This window comes from Stenotrophomonas sp. STEN029 (assembly GCF_056760015.1).
This window is the reverse complement of sequence record NZ_JBRREC010000038.1, coordinates 1-19,005: the sequence shown is the minus strand read 5'-3', so window position 1 is coordinate 19,005 and position 19,005 is coordinate 1. Positions and strand designations below refer to the sequence as shown.

At 63.9% G+C, this 19,005-nt stretch carries 17 protein-coding genes; 9 read left to right on the top strand and 8 right to left on the bottom strand.

Annotated features, from left to right (window positions below; genetic code table 11):
* The first annotated feature begins 16 nt into the window (after positions 1-16).
* Positions 17-955, top strand: a complete 939-nt coding sequence (locus tag ACVOLI_RS10225; RefSeq protein ID WP_481534524.1) for a SphA family protein — start codon at positions 17-19, stop codon at positions 953-955.
* 87 nt (positions 956-1,042) lie between these two features.
* On the opposite strand, the gene ACVOLI_RS10220 is transcribed toward ACVOLI_RS10225, so the two are convergent.
* The gene (locus ACVOLI_RS10220) at positions 1,043-1,333 is read right to left on the bottom strand and encodes a hypothetical protein (RefSeq protein ID WP_481534523.1); all 291 of its coding nucleotides are present in this window, start codon (positions 1,331-1,333) and stop codon (positions 1,043-1,045) included.
* A gap of 104 nt (positions 1,334-1,437) precedes the next feature.
* Here ACVOLI_RS10220 and ACVOLI_RS10215 point away from each other — a divergent pair, with 104 nt between their 5' ends.
* Together ACVOLI_RS10215 and ACVOLI_RS10210 are read left to right on the top strand one after the other, a co-directional pair.
* Positions 1,438-2,247 carry a carboxylesterase family protein gene (locus ACVOLI_RS10215; RefSeq protein WP_481534522.1) on the top strand — a complete coding sequence of 270 codons (810 nt, stop codon included), beginning with the start codon at positions 1,438-1,440 and terminating at the stop codon, positions 2,245-2,247.
* A 297-nt stretch (positions 2,248-2,544) separates the two neighbouring features.
* Positions 2,545-5,280 (top strand): bifunctional diguanylate cyclase/phosphodiesterase, encoded by a 2,736-nt coding sequence (locus ACVOLI_RS10210; RefSeq protein ID WP_481534521.1) that lies wholly within the window; start codon positions 2,545-2,547, stop codon positions 5,278-5,280.
* Positions 5,281-5,481: 201 nt separating this feature from the next.
* On the opposite strand, the gene ACVOLI_RS10205 is transcribed toward ACVOLI_RS10210, so the two are convergent.
* A complete protein-coding gene (locus ACVOLI_RS10205; RefSeq protein WP_282265376.1) occupies positions 5,482-6,117 on the bottom strand; it encodes a LysE/ArgO family amino acid transporter in 636 nt (211 codons plus the stop codon).
* A gap of 133 nt (positions 6,118-6,250) precedes the next feature.
* On the opposite strand from ACVOLI_RS10205, the gene ACVOLI_RS10200 reads away from it, so the two are divergent.
* Both ACVOLI_RS10200 and phaZ7 read left to right on the top strand, forming a co-directional pair.
* A complete protein-coding gene (locus ACVOLI_RS10200) occupies positions 6,251-7,156 on the top strand; it encodes a LysR family transcriptional regulator ArgP (protein ID WP_282265371.1) in 906 nt (301 codons plus the stop codon).
* A 106-nt stretch (positions 7,157-7,262) separates the two neighbouring features.
* The gene (gene phaZ7 / locus ACVOLI_RS10195) at positions 7,263-8,402 is read left to right on the top strand and encodes an extracellular native short-chain-length polyhydroxyalkanoate depolymerase PhaZ7 (protein ID WP_296245941.1); all 1,140 of its coding nucleotides are present in this window, start codon (positions 7,263-7,265) and stop codon (positions 8,400-8,402) included.
* Positions 8,403-8,411: 9 nt separating this feature from the next.
* Here phaZ7 and ACVOLI_RS10190 read toward each other — a convergent pair whose 3' ends face one another.
* Together ACVOLI_RS10190 and ACVOLI_RS10185 are read right to left on the bottom strand one after the other, a co-directional pair.
* Entirely contained in the window at positions 8,412-9,164 is a 753-nt protein-coding gene (locus ACVOLI_RS10190; protein WP_481534520.1) for a transporter, read from the bottom strand.
* Between the two features lie 248 nt (positions 9,165-9,412).
* The gene (locus tag ACVOLI_RS10185; protein WP_481534519.1) at positions 9,413-10,336 is read right to left on the bottom strand and encodes a M14 family metallopeptidase; all 924 of its coding nucleotides are present in this window, start codon (positions 10,334-10,336) and stop codon (positions 9,413-9,415) included.
* A 240-nt stretch (positions 10,337-10,576) separates the two neighbouring features.
* On the opposite strand from ACVOLI_RS10185, the gene ACVOLI_RS10180 reads away from it, so the two are divergent.
* Entirely contained in the window at positions 10,577-10,900 is a 324-nt protein-coding gene (locus ACVOLI_RS10180) for a glycine zipper 2TM domain-containing protein (protein WP_481534547.1), read from the top strand.
* 67 nt (positions 10,901-10,967) lie between these two features.
* Here the strand turns inward: ACVOLI_RS10180 and ACVOLI_RS10175 are convergent, their stop codons facing one another.
* On the bottom strand, positions 10,968-11,852 hold the full coding sequence (locus ACVOLI_RS10175) for an acyltransferase (RefSeq protein WP_481534518.1): 885 nt from the start codon (positions 11,850-11,852) through the stop codon (positions 10,968-10,970).
* Between the two features lie 595 nt (positions 11,853-12,447).
* Between ACVOLI_RS10175 and ACVOLI_RS10170 the strand changes: the two genes are divergently transcribed.
* Positions 12,448-13,338 carry a diguanylate cyclase domain-containing protein gene (locus tag ACVOLI_RS10170; RefSeq protein ID WP_481534517.1) on the top strand — a complete coding sequence of 297 codons (891 nt, stop codon included), beginning with the start codon at positions 12,448-12,450 and terminating at the stop codon, positions 13,336-13,338.
* 169 nt (positions 13,339-13,507) lie between these two features.
* On the opposite strand, the gene ACVOLI_RS10165 is transcribed toward ACVOLI_RS10170, so the two are convergent.
* Both ACVOLI_RS10165 and ACVOLI_RS10160 read right to left on the bottom strand, forming a co-directional pair.
* A complete protein-coding gene (locus tag ACVOLI_RS10165; RefSeq protein WP_481534516.1) occupies positions 13,508-13,858 on the bottom strand; it encodes a hypothetical protein in 351 nt (116 codons plus the stop codon).
* A 48-nt stretch (positions 13,859-13,906) separates the two neighbouring features.
* Positions 13,907-14,875, bottom strand: coding sequence for an MBL fold metallo-hydrolase (locus ACVOLI_RS10160; RefSeq protein ID WP_481534515.1), 969 nt, complete (start codon positions 14,873-14,875; stop codon positions 13,907-13,909).
* Between the two features lie 274 nt (positions 14,876-15,149).
* Here ACVOLI_RS10160 and ACVOLI_RS10155 point away from each other — a divergent pair, with 274 nt between their 5' ends.
* The gene (locus tag ACVOLI_RS10155; protein WP_481534514.1) at positions 15,150-16,694 is read left to right on the top strand and encodes a serine hydrolase domain-containing protein; all 1,545 of its coding nucleotides are present in this window, start codon (positions 15,150-15,152) and stop codon (positions 16,692-16,694) included.
* Positions 16,695-16,743: 49 nt separating this feature from the next.
* Entirely contained in the window at positions 16,744-17,718 is a 975-nt protein-coding gene (locus ACVOLI_RS10150; RefSeq protein ID WP_481534513.1) for a hypothetical protein, read from the top strand.
* 49 nt (positions 17,719-17,767) lie between these two features.
* On the opposite strand, the gene ACVOLI_RS10145 is transcribed toward ACVOLI_RS10150, so the two are convergent.
* Positions 17,768-18,808: a S66 peptidase family protein gene (locus tag ACVOLI_RS10145; protein ID WP_481534512.1), complete on the bottom strand. Its 1,041-nt coding sequence runs from the start codon at positions 18,806-18,808 to the stop codon at positions 17,768-17,770.
* Positions 18,809-19,005 lie beyond the last annotated feature (197 nt).

Genomic DNA, 19,005 nt, shown 5'->3' with positions numbered 1-19,005 from the left:
ACAAGGAGCATCACGCATGGAAGATCGCACTCGCCTGCCTGTGTTTTTTACCGCAATGCTGCTGATCGCATCACCCGTCCACGCCGCGGACCTCGCCCTGCCGGGGGTGAATACCGGCGCGACCAGTTTCGAGGACGGCGGCGGTGGTATCGGCCACTTCTTCCAGACCAGCAACAGCCGCTTTGACGCCAACCGCAGCTATGACGCCAGTGGCGAGAAGCGCCCGATCAACTACGATCGCGCGCTCTGGATCGCCCGCCTGCACTACGCCTACACCAGTCCACAGCAAGCCTTTGGTGGCAATCTTGGTGCCGAGGTCATCGTACCGTTGCTCGACCTTGATCTCGAACTTGGCCCAGCCCACATGCGCGGCAGCGGCATCAGCAACCCCGGTATCGGCGGCTATGTGCAGTGGCGAGACAAGCGCCTGCTGGGCAGGCGGCTTGACTCACGGCTTGCACTGGGGGTGACGCTGCCAATTGGCCACTACGATCGCGATGCCACGGTCAATGCTGGCGCCGACTACTACAGCTTCAATCCGTACTACGCCTTCACCTGGCGCGGCAGCGACGCATGGGAAATCAGTGGCCGCTTCATGTATCTGTGGAATGGCAGCAGCAACGATCCGGAAACTCGCCTGCAAACTGCCTTCGGTGAACCGGTCCGGCGTGTGCAACCTGGCCAGGCATTTCACTACAACCTGAGCGCGTCCTATGCGTTGAATGCGCACTGGCGGGTGGGCGCGGCCATGTATCAGCTGCAGCAGACCAGTGCGGATCGCATCAACGGCCATGCCCAAGCCGACTCGAGGGAACGCCTGTTCGGCATCGGCCCGGGCGTGCAGTGGCGCGGCGGGCCGCACCGTTTCATCGGCAATGCCTACGCCGAAGGTTTGGCCAGGAACCGCGCCGCAGGCTCACAGCTGGTCCTGCGCTACATGTACGTGTGGCGCTGAAGTGATAGGCGCAGGTGGCTCTACGCCCTGACCCGGCGGGGTTCGGGCGTACAGCCGCAGGCACGGGCACACGGCAACGGCATCAGCTTATTCCTCCTGCTCGTGCAGACGTACGCCCATCGGCCCCTGTAGCGAACCATCCTCGTTGACAGTGAACTCCAAGGCTTCGCCATTGCCGTCCGCCGCATCCACTTTCAGCCTGTCACCCTCACGCCTGTAGTGGCTCCGTTGTGACTTGCCCAGCGTCTGCACCGTGACCTTGCCATCGGACGCGAAGGTGTAGCTCACCAGCCCCATGCCGTCGCTCCAGGTTCCGCTCAGCCCCTGGCTGCAAGCAGCCAGCAGTGTCGCCAGCACAACGATCAGCACCTTCCTCATGCACCACTCCAATAACTCCCACCGCACCAGCGATGCTTCGGCAGGCATTCTGGCACAGGCCCAATCACGCTAGGCTAGCGCCGTTCACAACGGAGTCCGGCACCATGGTTCGTACCCTGACATCGCTTTTCCTGTCGATCCTGCTGCTGGGCTGCAGCACTGCGCCTGCCGCAACTGCAAACGCCAGTGCCCAGGTACAAGGCCAGTTCGTTGCCCGCCAACTGAGCTTTGAAGGCCGTGAATTCCGCTATCAGGTGTTCGTGCCGGCCACCTCCGCAACCGCTGCCGGCGCCCGTCCCTTGTTGTTGTTCCTGCATGGCTCGGGCGAGCGTGGCGACGATGGACTCAAGCCAACGCTGGCCGGCGTGGGCCCATGGCTTACGCAGAATCGCGATACCTTCCCGGCGCTGGTGGTATTTCCGCAGGTACCGGAGGGTGAGGAATGGCGCGGCCGCAATGCGCGCATGGCGCTGGCCGTGCTGGACGCGGCCAGCGCCGAGTTCGCAGCTGATCCGCGACGGATCTATCTCAGTGGCATTTCGATGGGCGGCTACGGCAGCTGGGAGCTGGCCTTGACCCGCCCCGACCAGTTCGCCGCGCTGGTACCGATATGCGGTGCGCTACGCGCGCCACGTGCCGACCGACCCGGACTGATGGTCGACCAGGTTGCGACGGAGCAGGACCCCTACCAGAGCACCGCCACCCGCCTGCGCCATGTCCCCATCTGGATATTCCACGGCGCCTTGGACGAACTGGTGCCCACCACTGACGACCGCGCCATCGCCGCCGCCAGCCAGCGATCAGGCGCGAACTTCCGCTACACCGAGTACCCCGACGTTCACCACAACGCCTGGGACCCAACCTACCGCAATCCGGCAATGTGGGAGTGGTTGTTCAGGCAACAGCGGCCTTGACCGTCCCGGCTGCCTGGGGGCGCAACGCCCCCCTCATACCCAGGCACGGGCCGCTGCGCAGCCGGCCTGCACGCTCGCGGAACCGAACCGTGGTAGCGTGATTGAAATCACACATCCACCGATCCTCCTACACCTGTCCTGCACGGCAGAAATCGGACAGTTGCAGGCAATACTTCCCGCATCATCCTGCTCCCAGGTACACGGAGTTCGCGCCATGAAAGGGCCACACCATGCCTGCAATCCTGCAGGTAAAGCGGTGTAATGCGCTAAGCTGGAATGGAAACCGGAGACTCACGCTTGGCAACTAACGCATCGGCAACGCTGGACCCGTTGCCGCGCACCCGTGGTCTGCATTCCCGGTTGCACCTTCTGATTCTGGCCACGCTGCTGCCGCTGCTGGTGATCGGCGCTTTCGCAGTATGGAATGCGGCGCGCGACTACCGCCAAAGCTCCGAGCAGCGTCTGCAGGAAACCGCCACCGCGCTTGCGCGCGGCGTGGATCAAGGCATCGAGGACAACGTCAACCAGCTGCGCCTGCTATCGCTGCTGGCACCCCAGTTGCGCGAGACAGCGCCCGAGCTGCAGGCATGGGCACGCGAGAATCCAGATATCCGACTTATCCAGGACGACAGCGAGGATGCCCGTACGTTGCCGACCGGACTGCTGTACGACGCACGTCGCGAAGGCAAGGTGCAGGTCTCGAACCTGTTCACCAACGCCAGAACCAGCACCCCGGAAGTGGCGATCGCCCTGCCCTTCGAGGAGCCCGGCAGCACCCGCGTCCTGACCATGGTACAGCCCTCCAATCGCCTGATCGCCAGCATCATGGGCAGCGGCAACGACCAGCAGCTGCTGGCTGCGGTCGTCGACAACAACGGCGTCATTGCCGCGCGATCGCTTTCGCCGGAACGTTATATCGGCAAGCAGGTGCCCGACTGGCGGACGCTGCAGCGCAGCAGCGGCCAACACGGGCTGATCGATGCCAGCAGCAAGGAAGGCACGCCGGTGATCTTCGCCTTCCACAGGCTGCAGGCCGCACCGGGCTGGACGCTGGTGGTGGGAGAACCACAACAGAGCTTCCAGGCCCGCTGGCTACAACCGCTGCTCGGGATCATTCTCGGTGGCATCGTCGCAGCCGTGATCGCCCTGCTTTGGGCCAACGCCATCGCCCGCAGCATCCTGCTGCCGATCCGCGCCCTGGTCCAGCGCAGCCATGGCGTCGTCGACAACCTCGCCCCCCTGCCCGATCCACACCCGTCCAACATCCGCGAAGTGCGCAGCCTGCAGAGCAGCCTCAGCGGCACTGTCGATGCATTGAAGAAGAGCGCCGATGAAGCGCGCGCCCTGACCCGTGATCTCAAGGCCAGCGAGCAGCGTTACCGCGCCGTCGCCGAGGCCGGCGCTCTGGTGCTGTGGCAATCCGATCGCAATGGAACGGTGCTCTCGGCCACCGGTTGGCGCGAGCTGACCGGCCAACCCGATGACCATGCGCTCGGCAAGGGCTGGCTGCGCCGGGTCAACGAAGACGACCTGCCACAGATAGAAATCGCATTGGAGCAGAGTTTCACCGCCACCAAAGCGGCCTCGCTGGACGTGGAGTTCCGGGTACTGGATCTGTACGGAAAGTGGCGCTGGCTACGCGCCCGCGGTGCCCGCATCGGCCACAGCCTGAGCAGTTGGGCCGGCGTGCTGGAGGACGTGGATGCGCGGCGGCAGGCGCAGGCTCGCATTGCCTACCTGGCCCAGCACGATCCGCTGACCGCATTGCCAAATCGCACCATGCTGTTCGAGAAGCTCGACCAGGCCTTGATCGCCGCCCGTCGTGGACACCACAGCGCCTTGTTGCTGCTCGACCTGGACCGCTTCAAGGACGTCAACGACAGCCTCGGCCACCCCACCGGCGACCGCCTGCTGCAGGAAGTCGCCCAGCGCATCCTCGGCTGCGTACGCGGCAATGACCTCGTCGCGCGACTGGGGGGCGACGAGTTTGCCATCCTGATGGCATCGGAAAGCCGCATGCCTGAGGCCGCCGCCACGCTGGCTGCGCGCTTGGTGGAAGAACTGGGCCGCAGTGTCGAACTGGAGAACCACCAGTTCGCCATCAGCACCAGCATCGGCATCGTCCTGATCGACAACCAGGCCAACGCTGCCGACACCTTGATGCGCAACGCCGATCTGGCCCTGTACCGGGCCAAGGACGAGGGCCGCAGCTGCTACCGTTTCTTCGAGGCGGAAATGGATACGCGCATGCAGCGCCGCCGGCAGCTGGAGACCGAACTGCGCGCGGCCCTGCAGCAACAGCAGTTTGAGCTGCACTACCAGCCGCTGGTGGACCTGCGCCTGCGCCAGGTCGCCGGTTTTGAAGCGCTGCTGCGCTGGAATCACCCGCAACGTGGCCTGCTTGAACCCAGTGAGTTCCTCGCCTTGGCTGAAGACATCGGCATGATGCTGCCGCTGGGCGCGTGGGTGCTGCGCCAGGCCGCCCGGGATGCCAGCCAGTGGCCGGAGCAGATGAAGATCGCGGTGAACCTGTCGGTATCGCAGCTGGCCCAGCCCGATCTGGCGGAAGGCGTCGAGCAGGTATTGGCAGAAACCGGGCTGGCACCGGCACGGCTGGAACTGGAGATCACCGAGAACGCACTGATCACCAACATCGAGGCCGCGTCTGCACAGCTGCTGCAACTGAAGAAGGCCGGCGTATCGATCGTGATGGACGACTTCGGCACCGGCTACTCCTCGCTCGGCTACCTGCGCGCGTTCCCGTTCGACAAGGTCAAGATCGACAAGTCCTTCGTCCGCGACCTGGGTGAACAAAGCCAGGGCAGCGCCATCATCGGCGCTGTATCGCACCTGTGCGAAAAGCTGGGCATCAGCACCACCATCGAAGGTGTCGAAACCCAGGCGCAACTGGACCAGCTGAAGGAAGAGCACTGTGCCGAGGGCCAGGGCTATGTGTTTGGACGACCAATGCCGTTGGCAAAGGTGGAGGATTTCATCCTCCAGTGGCCGGCACGCTGGAACCCGGCCACCTAGCCGCCAACGCTTGCAAGGCCGCAGCCCGGGTAAGCACAACGTACCCGGGCCTGTTGCCGGTCAGTCTGGGAGAACGGCAGGTTTCTGCTGCCTGGTGTGTTGCACTTGCCCGGGCGATATTGATGCGACTGCCAAAGCGTCGATCCGACCGGGTCCGGGTATGACCCGGCCGCCCCCAAAACGACCGGATGAAGCCTGGCCTCAGTTGACCCCGCGGATCGCCAGGGTCAAGGCCAGCACGCTGAGGATCACGGCGATGGTGCCGTCCAGAATGCGCCAGGTGGAGGGCTTGGTGAACAACGGCGCCAGCATCCGCGCGCCCAGGCCCTGCACCGTCAGCCACACACCGCTGGCGGTCACCACACCGATGGCGAACGCCATGCGCGACTCGCCGAAGTTGTCGGCGATCGAACCAATGACCATCATGTCCAGCCAGAAATGCGGGTTGATGATCGAGAAACCGGCCGCCGCCATCAGGGCTGCACGCAACGACTGCTCGCCGTTGTCATCCAGCTTCATGCCACCGCCACCGGCCACCGCACGCCGCGCCGACTGCGCCGCATACCAGGTCAGGAAGGCAACACCACCCCACAGCAGGACGGTGGTCAGCCACGGCAGCTGAGCGGTCAGCTGCCGCAGGCCGGCCACGCTGGCCATGATGAACACCGCATCGATGGCGAAACAGGTGGCAATGATCGGAATCACGTGCTGGCGCATGATCCCCTGGCGCAGGATGAACGCACTCTGCGCGCCGACGATGGCGAACAGACCGATACCGATACCGGCACCACTGAGCCAGGCACTGCCGGCAGCTTGGGCGGAAATAACCGAAAACATGAGGAAAAACCTTGTTACCTGGGGGAAGGACGCAGCGGGAGAACCCACCGGCACGTCCGGACGCGGCAATTGTCGCAATGCAGCAATGAAAAGTAGAGCTAAACTTCGTTAACCATCATTAGCAGAACTTAATATGCGCATCGATCATGCCCAGTTGCGGGCACTGGCCGCCGTCATCCGCGAAGGCAGCTTCGAACGCGCGGCGCTGTCGCTGAACGTCACCGCCTCGGCGGTATCGCAGCGGATCAAGGCGCTGGAGGACAGGGTCGGCAAACTGCTGATCAAGCGCACCATCCCCACCGAGGCAACAGCGGAGGGCCAGGTGCTGGTACAGCTGGCCGAACAGACCGCGCTGCTCGAGCGCGACGCCTTCGAGCGCATCGGCCTCAGCGACGCCGAGTTGCCACGCGCCAGCATCCCGGTGGCGGTCAACCACGACAGCATGGAAACCTGGTTCCCGGAGGCGGTGCAGAATTTCTCCCATAGCACCTCCACCACCCTGGACCTGCACACCGAAGACCAGGACCACACCGTTGCCCTGCTGCGCCAGGGCGCGGTGATGGGTGCGGTCACCACCTTGTCCGAGCCTGTGCAGGGCTGCCAGATCCATGCGCTGGGCAGCATGCGCTACGCCGCCACCTGCACCCCCGAGTTCCATGCCAGGCATTTCGCCAAGGGCGTGACCGCACAGGCGCTGGCGCAGGCACCGGTGTTGGTATTCAACCGCAAGGACGACATGCAGGCCCGCTATGCACGCCGTCTGGCCGGGGTCGAACAGCCGCACAATGCGCCGACCTGGTGGATCCCCTCCACCCGCGCCTTCGTCCACGCCAACCTCGGCGGACTGGGCTGGACCATGAACCCGCTGCCACTGGTGCGTCGGCACCTGGAGAGCGGGCGCCTGGTCTACGTCAAGGCGCGTGCCTGGGAGGACGTGCCGTTGTACTGGCAGCACTGGAAGGGAGAGGTCAAAACCATGGCCTTGCTGACCCGCGCCATCCTGCAGGCCTCGGCCATGCTGATACGCAAGCGCAGATAACGCGGGGCCTGTGCTGCACTGCAAGTTTCCCTAAAGGACACTGCCTGCCCCGGCGGCCCGGGCGGATGCTGCATGGATCAACCCGCACACCTACCGGAGCCGCCAGATGTCGAGCAAACGATCTGTCCCCGTCATTTCCTCGTGGCTGCTCAGCGCCTTGGCCGCGCCGTTGGCGGGCGCCATGTTGATGCTGGCACCCACCAGCGCCAAGGCCCTGGAGTGCGGCAGCAACAACGGTTACACCTGCACCGGCACGGCGAACCAATACGCTGGCGGGTTCAATCCCGGTGTAGGCCAGGGCGGCTTTGGTGGCGGCAGCTGTACCGCCAGCAAGACACCGGTGGTGTTCATTCCCGGCAATGGCGACAGCGCCATCAGCTTCGACATGCCCGCCGGCGCGGTGGCCGGCTACAGCACCCCGCCGCGCTCGATCTATGCCGAACTGAAGGCTGCCGGCTACAACGACTGCGAACTGTTCGGCATCACCTACCTCAGCGCCAGCGAGCGCGCGGCGCCGCAGTACAACTACCACGCACCGGCCACCTATCAGACCCTCAAGACCTTCATCGACAAGGTCAAGGCCTATACCGGCAAGAGCCAGGTCGACATCGTCACCCATTCGCTGGGCGCGACCATGGCCCTGGCCTCGATCAAGTACAACGCCAATCAAGGCAGCGTGCGCCGCTTCATCAACATCGCTGGCGGGTTGCGCGGCCTGCAGACCTGCCGCAGCACCGGTTATCAATCGACCCTGGCGCCCACCTGCAACGCCGAGGCCTATGTCTTCCCGTACAACTACTACACCTTCGGCCTGTACCCGAGCACCGGCGTTGCCTACTACGGTTACAACCGCTGGACCGGCAGTGGCAGCGGCAGCCTGCGCACGTTCCCGGCCACGTACACCGGCATCCGTTTCTACACCATCACCGCCGGCTCGCGTGATCAGGTGCATTGCTTCACCACCAGCTACAGCGCCGGCTGTGCCGATGGCGCACTGTTCAACAGCGCCACCAATGTCTACGCGCAGGTCGACATCGGCGCAGGCAGCAGCGCCTACAGCTTCGACTGGGATTGGAGCGACGGCAGCCCTTACAACTTCGGCGGCGGCGACACCAGCAGCGGCGTCGGCCATTTCCGCTCGAAGAACAACGCCGGCCTGATCGTGCGCAACATGCTCACCAGCGACTGCACCAGTAATTGCGCAGCTGGCTACAGCGGCGTATACGGCCCTGCGGTCAATCGCTGAACCACGCTCTCAATCGAAGGACATCGACACGCCGACGCCGCCTTGCCAATCGGTGGTGTCGGCATCCAGCCCGCGCAGGAACGATGCATCCAGTTGCACGCGCGGGCCCACCATCCACGTCACACCGGCACCGGCCGCACGCATGTACTGCGCGCCGGTGCCGTAGCCGGCTTCGACATAGGCCGACAACTGCGGCCGCAAGGCGAAACCATAGCTGGGCGAAAACAACCAGCCATTGCCACCATCGCCCCATTGCCGGTCGATGTAGAACGCCAGGCTGCTCTCGCGCGGCAGCGCCCATGCCACCGTCATGCCCAGGTCGTAGTCATGCCCCGCATCACCCAGCGGTGCCCTGCCCCAAGGCAGGCTGGCCCCTGCTTTGAAAGCCATTGATAGCTGTTCGTTGACCAGCGCTGGTGCCCACTTGAGTGCCGCGCTGCCGTCGCCGCCGCCGCTGTCCTGCACCCGAATACCGGGGCCGCGCTGCCGCAGCTCGCTCCAGCTATCTGCGCCGAACTGCAACTCCAGCGTATCGGCAAGCCCGACCCGCAACAGCGTGTCTGCGGTCCATGTGGTGGTGGTCAGGCCAGCACTGCGATCGCGGCTGGCATCGGGCAAGCCCTGCTCCCAGACAACGACGCGCTTGCCAACCGTACTGGTGGAAAAGCCGATGCCTGGACGGTCGAATTCCGGTGCGTCTTCGGCCTGAGCCTGGCCACTGGGCAAGGCGAACACTGCAAGCAGCAGGGACGAGGTTTTCATGCCCGCCATGTTCCATACGCGGCTGGGTGGTGATGTGAAAGATCATGGGCGCTACCGGCATGCCCAGAGAGCGCAATGGTGCATGATCGCCCGTTCGGGCTGTTGCGGCGCGTGCTTCCCGGGTGCGCTTCGCTTGCCCGGGCTACGGATGCTCCGGGGACGCCACTTTGGTTGGTGGCGAGGCCACAAATGGAAAGCCCACCCGCTTGCGCCGGGTGGGCTCTCATCAAACCTGCCGAGCCAAAACCTCAGCGATGCGCCAGCGCGTGATCCAGAGCGCCGATCACCGCCGCCACCTGGGCATCATTGCACTGCTGCGGGGTCGCCTTGGCACTGTCCGGATAGACTTCGGTGGTGGTCGTGTAGCGCGCACCGCTGACACTGGCGCACAGGCCGAGGGCCTTGAGCGGGTATTCGATCACGCCTTCGGCCACCACCTTGGAACCGATGATCTCGCCGTGCTCGTCGGCCGGGGCCAGATGGGTCACCTTGGCGACTTCGGCATTCACCGCCTGCTGGAACTGCGGCTGGCGGTTCTCGGTGTCATCCACCAGATAGAAGCCGTCAGGAATCTCGCCCGGCTCGAACGGCTTGCCGTCGCGCGCGGCCAGCGCCGGACGGAACTCGGTTTCGTCGGTGTCGGTGGTTTCGTGCAGGTCGATATGCATCAGCACACGCCCCTGCACGGGGGCAACCAAGGCCATCAGCGCCGCCGATTCCTGTGCCGGGCTGTTGTCCACGAAAGAGCGGTTCGGATCCAGCGCCAAGGCATTCCAGCGCTGGATGCGCTCATAACCCCACGGACTGACGCAGGGGGCGACCAGCAGGTTGCAGCGGCCGGCATAGCTGTCCGCATGCTGGTCGACGAACTGCAGCGCGCCCTGCACGCCGCTGGTCTCATAGCCGTGTACGCCACCGGTGACCAACATCACCGGCAAGGCCTCGTCCCAGTTCTGGCTGCGGATCGCAAACAGCGGGTAACGGCCCGACGGATAGTCCAGCTCACCGTATTGGGTGACATCGAAACGATCGCGCAGCGCATCGATTTTTTTCAACACCTCATCTGCATAGCTGCGCTGCACCTGCTGCTGTTCCAGCCACTGCGCGCGCTCCTGCTCGCCCCATGGCTTACCGGGAGTACCAATGGGATAGAAAGCGGCATCAATGCTCATGCGCAGATCTCTTCAATACGGAGGATGGCGCGCACTGTACACCCAAGCCGAGGAAGCTTCAGGCTGCACGGCGGATTGCATGAACGCAGGCTCAATTGCGCTAGTCACCTTTCACCTCGGATTTCACTGCGTGGGTGCAGGCTGGACGCACATTGGCGCAAAACTGCGCTGCCAATAATCAGGAGTACCGACATGGGCAAGTTTCATATCACCCTGGCCTCGGCCGTTGCCGCGAGTGCAATGCTTCTCTCCGCCGGCGCCAACGCACAGACCTATGGCCCCCGCGATGAAGGCCGCCGCTTCAACGACGGTAGCCGCGTGGTCTGCAACAAGGTTGAGGTAGCCAACAATGCGCGCGACCAGAACCTGGTTGCCGGCACCGCCACCGGTGCTGTGGTCGGCGGCCTGCTCGGCAACCAGGTCGGCAAAGGCAATGGCCGCAAGCTCGCCACGGTGGGCGGCGCGGTAGCCGGCGGCCTTGTCGGCCGCAACGTGCAGGGCCGCAACCAGGAGCGCAACGGCCAGCGAGTGGTCGAGACCCACTGCGAACGGGTTTATCGCTGACGGATCCAGCACCCTGCAAAGCAACAAAGGCCCCGTCAGGGGCCTTTGTTTTCAACGATGGTGGTGATCAAGCCTTGCTTTCGAGCAGACGGGCGATGTCCTCATCCTTCTGCAACCACAAGCCATTCATCCATTGCTGGAACTGGGCGCGGAAGTTGCGATCTTCCTGATAGTTGCGGCCGATGAACTCGGCGGGGATCGGCAACTTGCGCACCAGCACCTTCACCTCCGGCAAGCGGTTGGCCATCAGGTCCATCATCGAAGGAATGCCCTTCGGATAGACAATGGTCACGTCCAGCAAGGCATGCAGGCCCTTGCCCATCGCGTCCAGCACGAAGGCCACACCGCCGGACTTTGGCTTGAGCAGGTGCTTGAACGGCGAGGTCTGCGCGGCGTGCTTGGCAGCCGTGAAGCGGGTGCCTTCGACGAAGTTCATCACCGACACCGGAATGCTGGCGAACTTCTCGCAGGCCTTGCGCGTCACTTCCATGTCGCGCCGCCCCAGCTCCGGGTTCTTGGCGATCTGCTTGCGGCTGTAGCGGCCCATGAAGGGGAAATCCAGCGCCCACCAGGCCAGGCCCAGCACCGGCACCCAGAACAGCGAGCGCTTCAGGAAGAAGCGCAGCAGTGGGATGCGACGGTTGAATACTTTCTGCAGCACCAGGATGTCGACCCAGCTCTGGTGGTTGGCCAGCACCAGGTAATGCCCATCGCGCTCCAGGCCCTCGGTGCCGCTGACCGTGAAACGGGTCGCGGTGAACACATGGATCATTGCACTGTTCACCGCGATCCAGCTTTCAGCCAGCCCGGTCAGCAGCGGATTGCAGGCGGGGCGCACCGACTTCAGCGGCAGTACCGCCTTGAACAACGCCACCACGAACAACGGCAGGCAATGGGCCAGCGTATTGATCACGATCAACGGAAAAATCAGAGCTACACGCAACCACACCATGGAGTAACCGCGGGGAGCAACCCCAGAACCCAAAGAAGCACAGGGTAGCAAAACCGTCGCGTCAGGATTCATCTCGAACGGTTGGCAGGACCCGGCAACATCGCGCAATGCCCGGCAATCACCGCCATTTCCGGCCACTGGAAGTTGCCGGTCCCGCACCGCTCGGTGCCTTGGAGTCCGCCTCCAGCAGCTGCATCCGGTGGACTGCCACGGATGGGAATGCCCCAGACCCAGATGCCTGCAACGGCCGGCGGCTGATCGGCTGCCCCCTGCCGGAGCCACATGCGCTTGCGGAAGCAAGTATCGATGGCGGTCCCGTCCCAAGCGCCGTCAAAGCCGTGGCGAGTGCCTGACAGGAGGGCTTGGCAGCTACCAGGCTTGGCCGCCCGGCGCATTGGTCAGCACGCCAGCGAATCGGACTGGGGCTGGCAGGCGTGCCATTGGCTCCGCGCATTCAGGATTTATCCGTCATCAACGGCCAGCCCCCTCCCCTGTCCTTGGAGTAGCTGCGTGCAGATCGGAGTGGGTCGCGCCCCGACATACGCAGTAATCTGGACGCGGCATAATCCCAACCTTCGTATTTGCCGTATTGCCCATGCCCTTCAAGTTGCCGCCGCTCGGCGAAGTCCTGGATCTGCTACCCGACGCAGTGTGCATGGTTGCCCCCGATGGCGAGCTGCTGATGGTCAATGCTGCTTTCGAGACCATCTTCGGTTACACCCCTGCAGAGGCCAAAGGCCGACAGATCATGGATCTGGTACATCCGGAAGACCGCGCCGCCACCGAGCAGTCGGCACTGGACGTGATGGAAGGCCGGCCACGCTCCAACTTCCGTAACCGCTACATCCGCAAGGATGGCAGCGTGGTCGACATCCAATGGTCGGCCAAATGGCTGCCGGAATACGGCATCCGCATCGGCGTCGGCCATGAGGTAACCGCCCTGCGTGGGATCGAACGACAGCTGGAGCATCTGGCCAGCCACGACACATTGACCGGCCTGCCCAACCGCTACCACCTGCGGCGCGAGCTGGAAGCGGCGCTGGAGCGTGCGGCGCGTGACGGCAGCGGGCTGGCACTGCTCTACATCGATCTGGACGGCTTCAAGGCCGCCAACGACCGCTATGGTCATGAAGCCGGCGATCGCCTGCTGCGTGATGCCGCCCGCCAGCTACGCGATGGCCTGCGCCAGAACGACCTTATCGCCCGCGTCGGCGGCGACGAGTTCGTTGCCGTGCTGCCGGCCTGCGCCAGCCCCAGTGATGCCCTGAACATCGCTACTGCCCTGCGTGCGCGGCTGGCCTTGCTGCAGAGCCTGGGCAGCGACACGCCACAGATAGATGCCAGCGTGGGCGTGGCCTGCTTCCCCGCCGACGGCAATGACGCCGATGCCCTGCTGCGCCATGCCGATGCCGCCATGTATGCCGCCAAGGCGAAGAAGCGCCTTGCCAACTCTGCTGCGGATCGCGCCTCCAACCCGATTTCCTGATCCAGGCAGTTCTTCCAGGACCGACGCAGTGTGCGTGGAGCAGCGATGACTTCGGCATCCCAACGGCCATCTGGCGGGGGGATGCCGAACCGGCTTGCAGCATGAACGCAACGTTCCCGGAACCCAAACTGTGCATGGAATGGGTTCCAGCTGCATACGTGACTGGACGCTACTCGACTGACTGGATCCGGATCCCGGCATTGGAGGCCCAACCTCTCAACGCAATGATCTCATCAGCATCCAGGCCGGCAACCCTGTCCTTCACCCTGGCAATACCAAAGCGTTGCAATTCCGGATTGCCCGCCACCTCGTAGGCAGAATTCACACCCTCCAGATTGATCTGAAGCATGGCGACCAGGAGCTTCTGCTTTTTCGAAGCACTGACTGACTCGACCATCCGTTCCCAACTGGACTCAGCCGCCGCATCGGAAGACGCGTCCAATCGAATGGCTTCCTTGGCCAAGGCGCTACCTGCAACCAGGACGCCGATGCTGAGAACAGCAAGAAATCGACTTTTCAAAAATGATCTTCCATGAAGTTGATATCGCTCCCATTTTGCATCACGCCGTTACTTCCAAGGCATTTCGCCCTTGGTCACCTTGGCACTGAGTTCCAACGATGCCTCACCTGGCAGACCCGGATAGCGCTGCTTCATCGCCGCAATCAGCGCACCCGAATCCTTGGCCTTTGCCGCTTCCTCATCGAAGGCGCGGATGTAGTTGGCGGTGAACTCAACCGCCGCCAGGTCCTGTGGCGCACCTTCGGCATAGTGGCCGGGAATCACCCGCGCCGGCGCCAGGTCCTTGATCTGCTGCAGCGCGGCCAGCCAATCCTGACGCGACTGCGGCGTCTGCGTATCGGCCATGAACACGTGCGAACCGGCATCCACCAGCACACCGCCCATCACCGTACTGATCGATGGCACCCACAAGGCCGTGCGCTGCGGGCTGGCGCCGTCCAGGCCGATCACCTTCAACTCCTGCCCCTCCAACTGCAGGCTGTTGCCCTGCAGGGGAGAAGGCACCAGCAACTGTTTGGGCGCATTGGCACCCAGCTGTGGCCCCCAGATCTTCAGCTTCTCATCCTTGCTGGCCTGGATATGCGCGATGGTCTGCGGGGTGGCCAGGATCTGCGCATCGGGGAATGCAGCGTGCAAGGTCTCCAGGCCAAAGTAGTAGTCCGGATCACCGTGACTGATGTAGATCGTCGTCAGCTTCTTGCCTGACGCCTTGATCATCTCGACCAGCTTGGCCGCATCAGCAGTGGAAAACTGCGCGTCCACCAGCACCGCGTCACGCACACCGGTCAACACCTCGGAAGACACCGCGAAGATGCCACCCTGGCCGGGGTTGAATACGGCCACCTGCAGCGGCTGCTGTGTACCGTCCCGGTCGGCGGAAGTGGCCGCTGCTGTTGCTGCCGCATCCGCTCCTGCAGGCGCTTGCGTCGCCGCGTCCTGCTTGCCGCATGCGGACAATACAGCCAGCACTGCCGCTGCACCCAGCACATGGCGTGTCGATACCTTGCGTACATCCATCTTCATTCTCCGTTAGTCCGTGGTGGAGCACGCCACCGTGCGAGGTTGTCGGCAGGTGGAGTCGCAATACCGCCACTGCCACCAACGACGCCAATGCTGACCACGCGGCCGTTATCGACATGTAAAGCACGCCATATCTTCTGCGCCTGCATCAGCACACGGTGCCGGCAGCCAGCATTGCCTGCAAGGCACAGCTCAAGCGCGGCTAAAGTAGCAGCACCCGCAACCGCACGCTAAGCTGCGCGGACCTGCCCCGGTCCGGACGCGAAGACCCATGAGCCGCAAGTTCAAGCAAGGCATTTTCCGTGCCCGATGGTCGTTGCTGGTAGTACTGATGGCCTGTTTCGCCAGCCTCGCGCTCGCCTCCGATCCTCGCGAGGCAATCGACGATGCCCTGGCGCACGGCCTGCGCCCTTCGGTATTGCCCTTGCACGCCCCGCTCCCTCATTGGTCACTTGCAGAACGTATGACACAACACAGCGTTCCGGGTACCTCGGTGGCGGTGATCCGTGATGGAAAGCTTGTCTATGCGCGCGGCTTCGGCACACGCCAGGCCGGCAGCAATGCCCCGGTGGATGCCGACACATTGTTCTCGGTGGGCTCGGTGAGCAAGGTCGTGACCGCCGCGGTCAGCTTGCGCGAGGTTGCCGACGGCCGCCTTGACCTGGACGGTAGCGTCAACGGCTACCTGCGCTCCTGGAAGATCCCCGCCGACGCCGGTATCGACCCGGACACAATCAGCCTACGGATGCTGATGTCGCATACCGCAGGCCTGGGCGTGTGGGGGTTTGAGGATTACCAACCTGGCGAAACGCTGCCTACCCTGCTGCAAACCTTGAACGGCCAAGCGCCGGCGAAGAATGCAGCGGTACGCATCCAGTTCCCGCCGGGTAGCCGCATGCTCTATTCCGGCGGCGGCGTCACCATCGAGCAACTGCTGCTGCAGGACACCAGCGGCAAATCGTTCGCGCAACTGGCGGACGAACGCGTGTTTGGCCCGATCGGCATGTCACGCAGCACCTTCGTCAATCCACTCCCCGCCGACACCCGCAATGTTGCCCATGCCCACGACAAACAGGGGCAACCTACAGCCCTGCCCAGGGGCTGGGAAAGCTTTCCGGAGCAGGCAGCCTCCGGTCTTTGGACCAGTGCCAATGACCTGGGGCGTTTCGTCGCGGCATTGCTCAACGCCTACCGCGGGCAAGACGCCTTTCTTCCCCAGCCCCTGGCCATTGCGATGATGACCGAGGTGGCGCCCAGCCAGCATGGGCTTGGCCCACGCCTGGAGGGCGAAGGCAGGTCCCGTGTATTCCACCATGGCGGCAGCAATGACAGTTATCGCGCCTGGATCGAGGGCTACCCCGCCAGCGGCGACGGCTTCGTGATACTCACCAATGGCACCAATGGCGGCAGGCTGGCAGCGGAGCTGCGTAACGCATTGACCGACATCAGCGGCATCAATCCGGTCCTGCGCACCATGCAGTTGCCAACCGCAGCGTTGGCCGACTTCGAAGGCAGCTATCTTCTGGCGCCCAACCTGCCGAGCAGCGTCACAGGAAACATGAGCGGTTACTTCGATCACGACCGTTTCCGGGTGGCAGTGGACGATGACATGCTCGTCGTGTCGCAAGCTGACGAAACTCCGCGTCGCCTGCAAGCGCTGACGCCTACCCGCTTCGTCAACCCTGCTGGCGACGCCTCGCAGCCGCGGTTCGAATTCCTGCGTGGCGCGGACGGCAAGGTGCAAGGCCTTCGTGTGCAACGGGAGGGCGGCCAACTGCACTTCAACAAGCTGCAATCCAGTCCAAGCCAGCCCTGAGATGCGCAGCTCGTGACATCATTCGGGCACCTTGTTGGAACTGCCGGTAATGAGCACCGAACACGAAGATCTGGAACGTATCCATAACCATGCCTACACGGCAGTGGATGATGGCCACCTCAACGATGCCACGCGCGCTTTCGACGTGCTGCTGCAACACCATCCAGACAACCCGTTCTACCACTATATGCGCGGGCTGGCCTTGAAATACCAGATGGACTGGGCCGGATCGCTGCGGGACAACCTGCAGGCAATCGCGTTGGCGGAAGAATTCAGCCAGGCCCAGCACTGGAACGCGGCCATCGCGGCGACCGGCCTTGGCCAATGGACGACAGTGCGCGAGCTATGGGCCGCCTGCGATATCACCCTGCCCGAAGGTGAAGGCCCCATCGACGGCAACTTCGGTGTCGCCGTGGTACGCCTCAATCCCTGGAGTGCCGGCGAGACGGTGTTCATGCGCCGCATCGACCCGGTGCGCGCACGCATCCTCAACGTGCCGCTGCCGGAGAGCGGCCACCGCTTCGGTGACATCGTGCTGCACGACGGTGCCCCCACCGGCGCACGCTTCGATGGCGAGCGCGAGGTGCATGTATTCAACGAACTGGAGCGACTGGAGCCGTCCGAGTTCCAGACCTTCGTGGTGTTCGTGCGCGCGGACAGCGCCGACGACATCGACGCGCTGCTGCGCGCCAGCGCACCCGGCATCGGCTATGCCGAGGATTGGACCCGCAGCATCCGCCATTACTGCCTGCGTTGCAGTTACGGCGCACCGCACAGCCATGCCGCGAAGCCGGATGAAGACACGGCATGGCAGCGTGAGCGCAACCTCGGCGTTGCGGCACAGAGCCGGCTATCCGTCGAGAAACTGTTGAAGGATTGGGTCACCGGCGGCAGCGGCCGTCATCTGGACGCGATCGAAACCCGCGAGTTGCCGCAGCCGGTGCGCGAGGACGGCCATGCCTGGTGGTTGTCGCCGGAGGATGAAGATCAGGACGAAGACGCGCAAGGCGACGAAGAAGAATAAGCCCGGTGCAAGGACGACGTGCTCGCACCGCGCCACGTCGTCGCGCGCATCACGCCCCGCTCAGCACCGGCGCCAGCAGACGGAAGGTCCCGGCGTCGGCATCCATCCCGACCTTGCCGCCGATCGGCACGATGAACTGCTCCTTGATGTGGCCGATCATCGCGCCGCGGTAGGCCGGAATCTTCAAGGGCAGGATGTAGTCATCGAAGATCTGGTCCAGGGTCAAGGACCCATAGCCGTCACCCGGCCAACAATCGGTGCACTCACCAAAGATGAAGCCGTTGATCTTGTCCAGCGCGCCCATCAGCTTCAAGGTGCTGAACATGCGGTCGATGCGATACGGCGCTTCGGCCACGTCCTCCAGGAACAGGATCTTGCCCGTGAAATCCGGCAGATAAGGCGAGCCGGCCAGTGCGGTGAGCACGGTCAGATTGCCACCGATCAACTCTCCTTCCGCCTTGCCACCGCGGATGGTCAGCGTACGGTTGTCGCGCGGCACCAGTTCATCGTCGCTCTCGCTGCGGTTCTGGTACTGCATCAGCTCGCGCTTGAAGAACAGCCGATCGAATTGGTCGACGTTGAAGCGATTCCAGCTGCCTGCGCCGATCTGGCCGTGGAAGGTCACCAGCCCGGTCTTGGCCTGGATCGCGCAATGCAACGCGGTAATGTCCGAATAACCGAGCAACACCTTGGGATTGGCGCGGATCAGGTCGTAGTCGAGCAGCGGTAACAGCCGTGCGGCGCCAGAACCGCCGCGCACGCAGATGATGGCCTTGACGTGCTTGTCGCCGAACATGGCGTTGAGATCGCCGGCGCGTTCGGCATCGGTGCCGGCCAGGTGGCCATGGCGCGCGGCGTAATGCGCCCCGGTCTTGACCACAAAGCCCAGCGCTTCCATCGCCTCGCGCGCCAACTGCAGGCTGAGCCGCTCGCTGCTGGCCGAGGACGGGCTGACCAGCCCCACCGTGTCGCCCTTGTTGAGCCCGGCCGCCAGCAGCTGCCCGCGCGCGACCGCCAATGCGCCCTGCATGCCGATCAGCGGCAAGGCCGCCGCCAATGCCGTACCGCCAATGAAACGACGTCGATCCATGTTGCTACCTGTTCCCGGGATGTCGCCCCAAGAGTAGCAGCGCGCCGCTCCACCTGTAGTGCCGAGCCATGCTCGGCAGGGGGTGTTCCAAGCGAACCCCAAGCTGTAGTGCCGAGCCATGCTCGGCTGGGGGCTTTCCAAGCGAACTCCTCACAGTGCCGAGCCATGCTCGGCAGAGGCTTTGCCGGTAGTGCCCC

Bases quoted from the DNA above. Each gene is read 5' to 3' on its own strand.
- ACVOLI_RS10220 (WP_481534523.1), bottom strand. From the start codon at position 1,333: ATGAGGAAGGTGCTGATCGTTGTGCTGGCGACACTGCTGGCTGCTTGC.
- ACVOLI_RS10170 (WP_481534517.1), top strand. From the start codon at position 12,448: ATGCCCTTCAAGTTGCCGCCGCTCGGCGAAGTCCTGGATCTGCTACCC.
- ACVOLI_RS10205 (WP_282265376.1), bottom strand. From the start codon at position 6,117: ATGTTTTCGGTTATTTCCGCCCAAGCTGCCGGCAGTGCCTGGCTCAGT.
- ACVOLI_RS10185 (WP_481534519.1), bottom strand. From the start codon at position 10,336: ATGAGCATTGATGCCGCTTTCTATCCCATTGGTACTCCCGGTAAGCCA.
- ACVOLI_RS10190 (WP_481534520.1), bottom strand. From the start codon at position 9,164: ATGAAAACCTCGTCCCTGCTGCTTGCAGTGTTCGCCTTGCCCAGTGGC.
- ACVOLI_RS10145 (WP_481534512.1), bottom strand. From the start codon at position 18,808: ATGGATCGACGTCGTTTCATTGGCGGTACGGCATTGGCGGCGGCCTTG.
- ACVOLI_RS10175 (WP_481534518.1), bottom strand. From the start codon at position 11,852: ATGGTGTGGTTGCGTGTAGCTCTGATTTTTCCGTTGATCGTGATCAAT.
- ACVOLI_RS10225 (WP_481534524.1), top strand. From the start codon at position 17: ATGGAAGATCGCACTCGCCTGCCTGTGTTTTTTACCGCAATGCTGCTG.
- ACVOLI_RS10160 (WP_481534515.1), bottom strand. From the start codon at position 14,875: ATGGATGTACGCAAGGTATCGACACGCCATGTGCTGGGTGCAGCGGCA.
- ACVOLI_RS10150 (WP_481534513.1), top strand. From the start codon at position 16,744: ATGAGCACCGAACACGAAGATCTGGAACGTATCCATAACCATGCCTAC.
- ACVOLI_RS10215 (WP_481534522.1), top strand. From the start codon at position 1,438: ATGGTTCGTACCCTGACATCGCTTTTCCTGTCGATCCTGCTGCTGGGC.
- ACVOLI_RS10200 (WP_282265371.1), top strand. From the start codon at position 6,251: ATGCGCATCGATCATGCCCAGTTGCGGGCACTGGCCGCCGTCATCCGC.
- ACVOLI_RS10180 (WP_481534547.1), top strand. From the start codon at position 10,577: ATGCTTCTCTCCGCCGGCGCCAACGCACAGACCTATGGCCCCCGCGAT.
- phaZ7 (WP_296245941.1), top strand. From the start codon at position 7,263: ATGTCGAGCAAACGATCTGTCCCCGTCATTTCCTCGTGGCTGCTCAGC.
- ACVOLI_RS10155 (WP_481534514.1), top strand. From the start codon at position 15,150: ATGAGCCGCAAGTTCAAGCAAGGCATTTTCCGTGCCCGATGGTCGTTG.